This window comes from Cellulomonas sp. P4_B5_2, assembly GCF_056402235.1.
In genome coordinates, this window is sequence record NZ_JBFUHU010000128.1 from 1 (window position 1) to 9,645 (window position 9,645).

Consider the following 9,645-nt stretch of genomic DNA (forward strand, 5'->3'; position numbering starts at 1 on the left):
GTGCGGGACCCGTGCGGGACCCGCACGCGACCGGCAGCTACGGCGTGTGCCCGCTGTACACGCTCACCGGGCTGTGGTGCCCCGCGTGCGGTGGACTTCGTGCGACCCACGACCTGGCGCACGGGGACCTGGCGGCGGCGTGGTCGATGAACCCGCTCTGGGTGCTCGCCGTCCCGGTGGTGATCGCGCTCTGGGGTCGCCTGGTGGTGCTCCGCGCCCAGGGACGCGCGGTACGGCCGGCACCCGCACGGGCCGCGTGGGCGTTCCTGGCGGTGATCGTCGTGTTCGGGGTGCTGCGCAACGTGCCGGTGCTCGCGCCGTGGCTGGCGCCCTGACGGACCGGGGTGTCCAGTACGCGGCCTGTGGTCGGGGTCACTCGCGGACCGCCCTACGATGAGGCGCAGGGCCACAGCGGTGCTCGGCAGCGAGCAGAGTGGTCCGGAATCGACCGGGGGAGAAGGTGAGTTGTCGATGACCGTGCTGGACGACATCGTCGCGGGAGTCAGGCAGGACCTCGCCGTCCGGGAGCAGGCCACGCCGCTCGCGACGGTCAAGGAGCGGGCGCGCCGCCGCGAGTCGGCGATCGAGTGCGTGGGTCGCCTGCGTGCGGAGGACGCGGTCCGGGTGATCGCCGAGGTCAAGCGGTCCAGCCCCAGCAAGGGCGCACTAGCGACCATCAAGGACCCGGCGGCCCTGGCCGCCGAGTACGAGAAGGGCGGCGCCGCCGTCATCTCGGTGCTCACCGAGGAGCGCCGGTTCCACGGCTCGCTGGCCGACCTGGACGCGGTCCGCGCCCGGGTGGACATCCCTGTCCTGCGCAAGGACTTCATCGTCACGCCGTACCAGGTGTGGGAGGCGCGCGCGCACGGCGCCGACCTCGTGCTGCTCATCGTCGCCGCGCTCGAGCAGACCGTGCTCGAGTCGCTGGTGGAGCGGGTGCACTCCCTGGGCATGACCGCGCTGGTCGAGGTGCACGACGCCGAGGAGGTCTCCCGGGCCGCCGACGCCGGTGCGCGCGTGATCGGCGTGAACGCCCGCGACCTGCGCTCGCTCGAGGTGGACCGCACCACGTTCGCGCGCGTCGCCCCTGCCATCCCGTCGCACATCGTGAAGATCGCCGAGTCCGGGGTCCGCGGCCCGCACGACGTCATGGACTACGCCCGCGCCGGTGCCGACGCGGTGCTCGTCGGCGAGGCGCTGGTCACGGACGACGCCCCGCGCGAGTCGGTCGCCGACCTCGTGGCCGCGGGTGCGCACCCGTCTCTGCGGGCGGTGCGGCAGTGACCGGTCGGTCGACCGTCGGCCCGCTGTCGGACAAGCTGCTCGAGGCCACGGCCAGCGGTCCGCTGTCCACCCACGCGGGACCGTACTTCGGTGAGTTCGGGGGCCGGTTCGTGCCCGAGGCGCTCATCGCGGCGCTGGACGAGCTGGACACGGAGTACCACAAGGCGTTGACGGATCCGGCGTTCGGCCGCGAGCTCGCCCGTCTGCACCGCACGTACACGGGTCGGCCGAGCCCGCTCACCGAGGTGCCGCGGTTCGCCCAGCACGTGGCACCCGGCGTGCGGGTGTTCCTCAAGCGCGAGGACCTCAACCACACCGGCTCGCACAAGATCAACAACGTGCTCGGGCAGGCCCTGCTGGTCAAGCGCATGGGCAAGACGCGCGTGATCGCGGAGACCGGCGCAGGCCAGCACGGCGTCGCGACGGCGACGGCGGCCGCGCTGCTCGACCTCGAGTGCGTCGTCTACATGGGCGAGGAGGACACCCGCCGGCAGGCCCTGAACGTGGCCCGCATGCGGCTGCTGGGCGCCGAGGTCATCCCGGTGTCCATCGGCACGCGGACGCTCAAGGACGCGATCAACGAGGCCCTGCGCGACTGGGTGGCCAACGTCGAGACGACGCACTACCTGCTCGGTACCGTCACGGGGCCGCACCCGTTCCCGGAGATGGTGCGCGACTTCCACAAGATCATCGGCGAGGAGGCCAGGGCCCAGCTCCTCGAGGAGATAGGGCGGCTGCCCGACGCCGTCGCCGCGTGCGTCGGTGGCGGCTCGAACGCGATGGGCATCTTCAACGCGTTCCTCGACGACCCGGGTGTCCGGCTCTTCGGCTTCGAGGCGGGCGGCGCGGGGATCTCCTCGGGCCGGCACGCCGCACGGTTCTCGGGCGGACAGCCCGGCGTGCTGCACGGCGCCAAGTCGTACCTGTTGCAGGACGAGGACGGACAGACCCTGCCCAGCCACTCGGTGTCGGCAGGCCTGGACTACCCGAGCGTCGGACCCGAGCACGCCTGGCTGCATGACATCGGGCGCGCCGACTACCGGCCGGTGACGGACGACGAGGCCATGGAGGCGTTCCGGATCCTGTGCCGGACCGAGGGCATCATCCCGGCCATCGAGTCGGCGCACGCCCTGGCCGGAGCGATCCAGCTGGGCGAGGAGCTGTCCGGCTGGACCGGCGACGACGGCCACGAGCCCGTGCTCCTGATCAACCTCTCGGGACGTGGGGACAAGGACGTGGCCACCGCCGCGGCATGGTTCGACCTTCTCGAGGACGAGCCCGTGGTGCTGGCCGACCAAGGGGAGCAGCTGTGAGCGCCGTCGCCGTCCGGTCGCAGGTCGCCGAGCACCTCGACGCCCTCGGGCGCGCGGCGCTGATCGGGTACCTGCCCGTCGGGTACCCGTCGGTGGACGGATCGGTAGCTGCGGTCCGGACGATGATCGACGCGGGCGTGGACATCGTCGAGCTCGGCGTGCCGTACAGCGACCCGGTCATGGACGGTCCGGTCATCCAGCGCGCGGTCGACGCGGCGCTGGCCGGCGGTACGCGCGTCGGCGACACCATCCGCGCCGTCGAGCAGGTGGCCGGCCGCGGTGCTCCCGTGCTGGTCATGACCTACTGGAACCTTGTCCTGCGGTACGGGGTGGACGCGTTCGCGCGGGACCTCGCCGCGGCAGGCGGGGCCGGTCTGATCACGCCGGACCTCATCCCCGACGAGGCCGCCGACTGGATCGCCGCCTCGGACGCGCACGGGCTCGACCGGGTGTTCCTCGTGGCGCCCAGCTCGACGCCCGAGCGCCTGGCCTCGACCGCCGCGGCGTCCCGTGGCTTCGTCTACGCCGCCTCGACCATGGGCGTGACGGGGGAGCGCACGACGCTGGGCAACCGCGCCGAGCAGCTGGTCGCGGACACCCGCGCCGCCGGTGCCGAGCACGTGTGCGTCGGCCTCGGCGTGTCCCGTCCGGAGCAGGCTGCCGAGGTCGCCGGGTACGCCGACGGGGTCATCGTCGGCTCGGCCCTGGTGCGCGCCCTACTGGACGCGCCCGACGAGGCCGCGGGTCTCGACGAGCTCGCCCGGGTCACGTCGGCCCTCGCCGACGGAGTGAGGTCCGCACGATGACCGCGCTGCTGCCGCTCGCCATCCCGAGCCCGTCGCAGGGCACGTGGCACCTCGGCCCCTTCCCGCTGCGCGCCTACGCGTTCGCCATCCTGCTCGGGATCGTCGCCGCGCTCTGGATGACCCGGCGTCGCTGGATCGAGCGGGGCGGCGACCCGGACACCACCCTGGAGATCGCGTTCTGGGCCGTGCCGTTCGGCATCGTCGGCGGGCGGATCTACCACGTCATCACCTCGCCGGACGCGTACTTCGGCGTCGGCGGGGAGCCGATCCGTGCCCTGTACATCTGGGAGGGCGGTCTCGGGATCTGGGGGGCCGTGGCCTTCGGCGGCGTCGGCGCCTGGATCGGCGCGCGTCGCCAGGGCGTGCGGCTCGCCCCCTGGGCCGACGCGCTCGCTCCGGGCCTGCTCGTGGCGCAGGCGATCGGCCGGCTCGGCAACTGGTTCAACCAGGAGCTCTTCGGCGGTCCGACCACGCTGCCGTGGGGCCTGCGCATCGACCCGGCGAACATGCCGGTCGGGGACCCCGCGGGCACGCTGTACCACCCGACGTTCCTGTACGAGATGGTCTGGAACCTGGCGGGTGCCGCTCTCCTGATCTGGCTGGACCGCAAGTTCCGGCTCGGTTACGGACGCGTCTTCTGGCTCTACGTCGTGATCTACACCACGGGGCGGCTCTGGATCGAGCTGCTGCGCATCGACCCGGCCGAGCTCGTCCTCGGGCTGCGGATCAATGTCTGGACGTCGATCATCGTCGGTCTCGGAGCGCTGGTAGCGTTCGTGGTGGTCGGGCGCCGGCACCCAGGACGTGACACGACCCTCCTGCTGGCACCCCCGACCGTGCAGGACGACGAGGAGATCGCGACCGATCCCGCCCGCTGACCCGCGGGTCCCGGTCGCCCCGCTCCGCACGACGATGCAGGCGGTCCGCGGACTGCGCTGTATGGTCACCAGACCTGGGCCGACGACGTCCCGCGTTCCCCTTGTTCGTGCAATTCCCCGACCCCGTCGGGGACCGTGAGGACGGTGCAGATGTCGACGTCGCCCGCGAGCCCTGGCGCACAGCGCGCGCCGCTGCCGCAGGGTCTCTACGACCCTGCAGCCGAGCACGACGCGTGCGGATTCGCGTTCGTCGCCACCCTGCGCGGGACGCCCGGACGAGACATCGTCGACGCGGGCCTGACTGCCCTGCTCAACCTTGACCACCGCGGCGCGGTGGGTGCCGAGGAGGACAGCGGCGACGGCGCGGGCATCCTCACCCAGATCCCGGACGCGTTCTTGCGCGACGTGGTGGACGCGGAGCTCCCGCCGGCGGGGTTCTACGCGATCGGCATGGCGTTCCTTCCGGTCGACGAGACCGAGCAGCGGCTGGCCGTCGCGGCCCTGGAGTCGATCGCCGCCGAGGAGAAGCTCGACGTGCTCGCGTGGCGCGAGGTCGTGGTGACGGCGGACCTCGTCGGTCCGACCGCGCGCGCCTCCATGCCCGTGTTCCGCCAGCTGGTGGTCGCGGACCCGTCGCGCGAGCTCTCGGGGATCGCCCTGGACCGCCGCGCGTACCGGCTGCGCAAGCGGGCGGAGCGGGAGCACGGCCTGTACTTCGCGTCGCTGTCCGCCCGCACCATCGCCTACAAGGGCATGCTCACCACCGGTCAGCTGGAGCCGTTCTTCGCGGACCTGTCCGACCCGCGGTACGCCTCCGAGATCGCCCTGGTGCACTCGCGCTTCTCCACCAACACGTTCCCGTCGTGGCCCCTCGCGCAGCCGTTCCGGATGATCGCCCACAACGGCGAGATCAACACCGTCCGCGGCAACCGCAACTGGATGGCGGCCCGCGAGGGCACGCTCGCCAGCGAGGAGCTGGGTGACCTGGCGCCGCTGCTGCCGGTCTGTACGCCCGGCGGCTCGGACTCGGGCAGCTTCGACGAGGTGCTCGAGCTGCTGCACCTGTCCGGCCGGACGTTGCCGCACGCGGTGATGATGATGATCCCGGAGGCGTGGGAGAACCACGCCCAGATGGACCCCGCTCGACGCGCGTTCTACGAGTACCACTCGACGCTGATGGAGCCCTGGGACGGTCCGGCGGCGATCACGTTCACCGACGGCACCCTCATCGGCTCGGTGCAGGACCGCAACGGGCTGCGCCCCGGCCGGTACTGGGTGACCGAGGACGGSCTSGTCGTGTGSGCSTCCGAGGYCGGCGTGCTCGACATCGACCCCGCGACGATCGTCGCCAAGGGCCGGCTCGAGCCGGGTCGCATGTTCCTGGTGGACACCGGCAAGGGCCGGATCATCGACGACCAGGAGATCAAGTCGTCCCTGGCCGCGCAGCGTCCCTACGCCGAGTGGGTCCGCGACAACTCCGTCTTCCTGCAGCAGCTGCCCGAGCGCGAGCACGTCGCGCACTCGGCCGCCTCGGTCCGCCGCCGCCAGCGCGCCTTCGGGTACACCGAGGAGGAGCTGAAGATCCTGCTCAGCCCCATGGCCGCCGCGGGCGCGGAGCCGCTGGGCGCGATGGGGTCGGACACGCCGGTCGCGGTGCTGTCGACGCGACCCCGGATGCTCTTCGACTACTTCACGCAGATGTTCGCGCAGGTGACCAACCCGCCGCTGGACGCCATCCGCGAGGAACTGGTGACAGCGATCGGCGGAGCCATCGGCCCCGAGCCCAACTTGCTGGAGGACGGCCCCGGGCACGCCCGCAAGCTGATCCTGCCGTTCCCGGTGATCGACAACGACCAGCTGGCCAAGATCGTGCACGTGGCCAAGGAGCCGGCGCTCGGCTACCGGGCGACCTTGATCCGCGGCCTGTACAAGGTCAGCGGCGGGGGAGAGGCGCTCGAGGCGCGCCTCGAGGAGATCTTCGCCGAGGTCGACGCCGCGGTGGCCGACGGCGTGAGCTTCCTGGTGCTCTCGGACCGGAACTCCGACGCCGACCTGGCACCCATCCCGTCGCTGCTCCTGTTGTCCGCCGTGCACCWCCACACGCTGCGCCGGCACACCCGTACGCAGATCTCGCTCGTCGTCGAGGCCGGTGACGTGCGCGAGGTGCACCACGTGGCCCTGCTCATCGGCTACGGCGCCGCGGCGGTCAACCCGTACCTGGCGATGGAGACCGTCGAGGACCTGGCCCGTCACGGCTACCTGCCCGGGGTCGCGCCGGAGAAGGCGGTCGCCAACCTGATCAAGGCGCTCGGCAAGGGCGTGCTCAAGGTCATGTCCAAGATGGGCATCTCGACCATCGCGTCCTACCGCGGTGCGCAGGTGTTCGAGGCCATCGGGCTGTCGCAGCCGCTGGTCGACAAGTACTTCACCGGGACCACCAGCCGCCTCGGGGGCATCGGCCTGGACGTCATCGCGGCCGAGGTCGCCGCGCGGCACGCCGACGCCTACCCGGCGAGCGGCAACCGGCAGGCGCACCTGCGGCTCGCCGTCGGCGGCGAGTACCAGTGGCGCCGTGACGGCGAGGACCACCTGTTCGACCCCGAGACGGTGTTCCGCCTGCAGCACTCGACGCGGACGCGGCAGTTCGACGTGTTCCAGCAGTACACCAACCGGGTGGACGAGCAGTCGTCGCGCCTGATGACCCTGCGCGGGCTGCTGGCCTTCAAGGACGGCGTGCGCGAGCCCGTGCCGCTGGACGAGGTCGAGCCGGTCAGCGAGATCGTCAAGCGGTTCAACACGGGCGCCATGTCGTACGGGTCGATCTCCATGGAGGCGCACGAGACCCTCGCGATCGCCATGAACAGCATCGGCGGGAAGTCGAACACAGGTGAGGGCGGCGAGGACCCGGAGCGCCTGCACGACCCTGCACGCCGCTCCGCGATCAAGCAGATCGCCTCGGGGCGGTTCGGCGTGACCAGCGAGTACCTGACCAACGCCGACGACATCCAGATCAAGCTCGCCCAGGGCGCCAAGCCCGGCGAGGGCGGTCAGCTGCCCGGCAACAAGGTGTACCCGTGGATCGGGCGGACCCGGCACTCGACGCCCGGTGTCGGGCTCATCTCGCCGCCGCCGCACCACGACATCTACTCGATCGAGGACCTGGCGCAGCTGATCCACGACGCCAAGAACGCGAACCCGCGGGCCCGGATCCACACCAAGCTCGTCAGCGAGTTCGGCGTCGGGACCATCGCCGCGGGTGTCGCCAAGGCGCACTCCGACGTGGTGCTCATCTCGGGCCACGACGGCGGCACGGGCGCGAGCCCGCTCACGTCGCTCAAGCACGCCGGCACGCCGTGGGAGATCGGCCTGGCCGAGACCCAGCAGACGCTGGTGCTGAACAACCTGCGCGACCGCGTCGTCGTCCAGGTGGACGGCCAGCTGAAGACCGGTCGCGACGTCGTCATCGGCGCGCTGCTCGGGGCCGAGGAGTTCGGCTTCGCCACGGCGCCGCTGGTCGTGTCGGGCTGCATCATGATGCGCGTCTGTCACCTCGACACCTGCCCGGTGGGCGTCGCCACGCAGAACCCGGAGCTGCGTGCGCGGTTCACCGGCAAGCCGGAGTTCGTCGTCACGTTCATGGAGTTCATCGCGCAGGAGGTCCGGGCGCTGCTCGCCCAGCTGGGCTTCCGCACGCTGCTCGAGGCGGTCGGCCACGTCGAGCTGCTGGACACGCGTGCCGCGATCGACCACTGGAAGGCGTCCGGCCTCGACCTGGCCCCGGTCCTCGCCGTCCCGACCCCCGTCGCGGGCTCGGAGCTGCACCGCACCAAGGACCAGGACCACGGCCTCGACCGTGCCCTGGACAACCGGCTGATCGCGCTCGCGCAGGACGCCCTCGAGCGCAGCGAGCCGGTCCGCATCGACCTGCCGGTGCGCAACGTCAACCGGACGGTCGGCACGATGCTCGGGCATGAGGTGACCAAGCGCTTCGGCGGCGAGGGCCTGCCCGACGACACGATCGACGTCACGCTCACAGGCTCGGCCGGCCAGTCGTTCGGCGCGTTCCTGCCGCGCGGCATCACGCTGCGGCTGTTCGGCGACGCCAACGACTACGTCGGCAAGGGGCTGTCGGGCGGTCGGATCGTCGTGCGCCCGGACCGCAACGCCGCCCTGTCCAGCGAGCACAACGTGGTGGCCGGGAACGTCATCGGCTACGGCGCGACCACCGGGCAGATCTTCCTGCGCGGGCTGGTCGGGGAGCGCTTCGGCGTCCGCAACTCCGGCGCGACCTTGGTCGTCGAGGGTGTGGGCGACCACGGCTGCGAGTACATGACCGGCGGCACGGTGCTCGTCCTCGGCCGGACCGGCCGGAACTTCGGCGCCGGGATGTCCGGCGGCACGGCCTACGTGCTGGACCTCGAGCCGGACCTGGTCAACACCGACGCCCGGCGCACCAAGGAGCTCGCGCTCGACCCGCTGGACGACGAGGACGCAGGCGTCGTCGAGCGGCTCCTGCGCGCGCACCTCGACGAGACCGGGTCGCCCGTGGCCGCCCAGCTCCTCGAGGACCTCCCGTCCACGCGGGCACGGTTCACGCGCCTGCTGCCCACCGAGTACGCCCGCGTCCGCCGCGCGCTCGCCCAGGCCGAGGCCGACGGTCTCGACCCGGCCGCGCCCGGGGTGTGGGACCAGATCCTGGAGGTGGCCCGTGGCTGACCCCCGCGGCTTCCTGAAGGTGCGGGACCGTGAGCTCCCGCCCAACCGCCCCGTCGAGGTGCGTCTGCGCGACTGGAAGGACGTGCACGAGCACCTCCAGGACGGTCAGCCGTACCTGAAGGAGCAGGCGGGCCGCTGCATGGACTGCGGCATCCCGTTCTGCCACAACGGCTGCCCGCTCGGGAACCTCATCCCGGAGTGGAACGACCTGGTGTGGCGCGGTCAGTGGTCGGACGCGATCGACCGCCTGCACGCGACCAACAACTTCCCGGAGTTCACGGGACGCATCTGCCCGGCGCCGTGCGAGTCCAGCTGTGTGCTGGGCATCAACCAGCCGCCGGTGACCATCAAGAACATCGAGGTCTCGATCATCGACGAGGCCTTCGAGCGCGGGTACGTGACGCCGCAGGTGCCGCAGCGCCTCACCGGGCACACGGTCGCTGTGGTCGGCTCCGGCCCGGCCGGGATGGCCGCCGCGCAGCAGCTGACGCGGGCGGGCCACACCGTCGCGGTGTACGAGCGTGACGACGCCATCGGCGGTCTGCTGCGCTACGGCGTGCCCGACTTCAAGCTGGAGAAGATCCACATCGACCGCCGGCTGGCGCAGATGGAGGCCGAGGGCACGCGGTTCCGCCCGGGCGTCGAGGT

At 71.9% G+C, this 9,645-nt stretch carries 7 protein-coding genes; all 7 read left to right on the top strand.

All coding sequences use genetic code 11. The annotated features are described in order from the left end of the window. Nucleotides 1–335: DUF2752 domain-containing protein (locus AC1DUQ_RS10970; RefSeq protein ID WP_477073787.1), on the top strand; the 335-nt coding region annotated here is incomplete at its 5' end. A 136-nt stretch (nt 336–471) separates the two neighbouring features. Continuing rightward, nucleotides 472–1,284 carry an indole-3-glycerol phosphate synthase TrpC gene (gene trpC / locus AC1DUQ_RS10975; protein WP_056094097.1) on the top strand — a complete coding sequence of 271 codons (813 nt, stop codon included), beginning with the start codon at nt 472–474 and terminating at the stop codon, nt 1,282–1,284. 35 nt (nt 1,285–1,319) lie between these two features. Further along, the gene (gene trpB, locus AC1DUQ_RS10980) at nt 1,320–2,597 is read left to right on the top strand and encodes a tryptophan synthase subunit beta (protein ID WP_477062901.1); all 1,278 of its coding nucleotides are present in this window, start codon (nt 1,320–1,322) and stop codon (nt 2,595–2,597) included. Further along, nucleotides 2,594–3,403 carry a tryptophan synthase subunit alpha gene (gene trpA, locus AC1DUQ_RS10985; RefSeq protein ID WP_477062877.1) on the top strand — a complete coding sequence of 270 codons (810 nt, stop codon included), beginning with the start codon at nt 2,594–2,596 and terminating at the stop codon, nt 3,401–3,403. Before trpB ends, trpA begins: the two co-directional genes overlap by 4 nt. Continuing rightward, nucleotides 3,400–4,281 (top strand): prolipoprotein diacylglyceryl transferase, encoded by an 882-nt coding sequence (lgt, locus tag AC1DUQ_RS10990; protein ID WP_477062878.1) that lies wholly within the window; start codon nt 3,400–3,402, stop codon nt 4,279–4,281. The genes trpA and lgt overlap by 4 nt, the downstream gene beginning before the upstream one ends. Before the next feature lie 150 nt (nt 4,282–4,431). Continuing rightward, the gene (gene gltB, locus AC1DUQ_RS10995; RefSeq protein ID WP_477073788.1) at nt 4,432–8,997 is read left to right on the top strand and encodes a glutamate synthase large subunit; all 4,566 of its coding nucleotides are present in this window, start codon (nt 4,432–4,434) and stop codon (nt 8,995–8,997) included. Next, nucleotides 8,990–9,645 (top strand): NAD(P)-binding protein (locus AC1DUQ_RS11000; protein ID WP_477073789.1); only part of this gene is annotated, 656 nt, incomplete at its 3' end. The genes gltB and AC1DUQ_RS11000, both read left to right, overlap by 8 nt.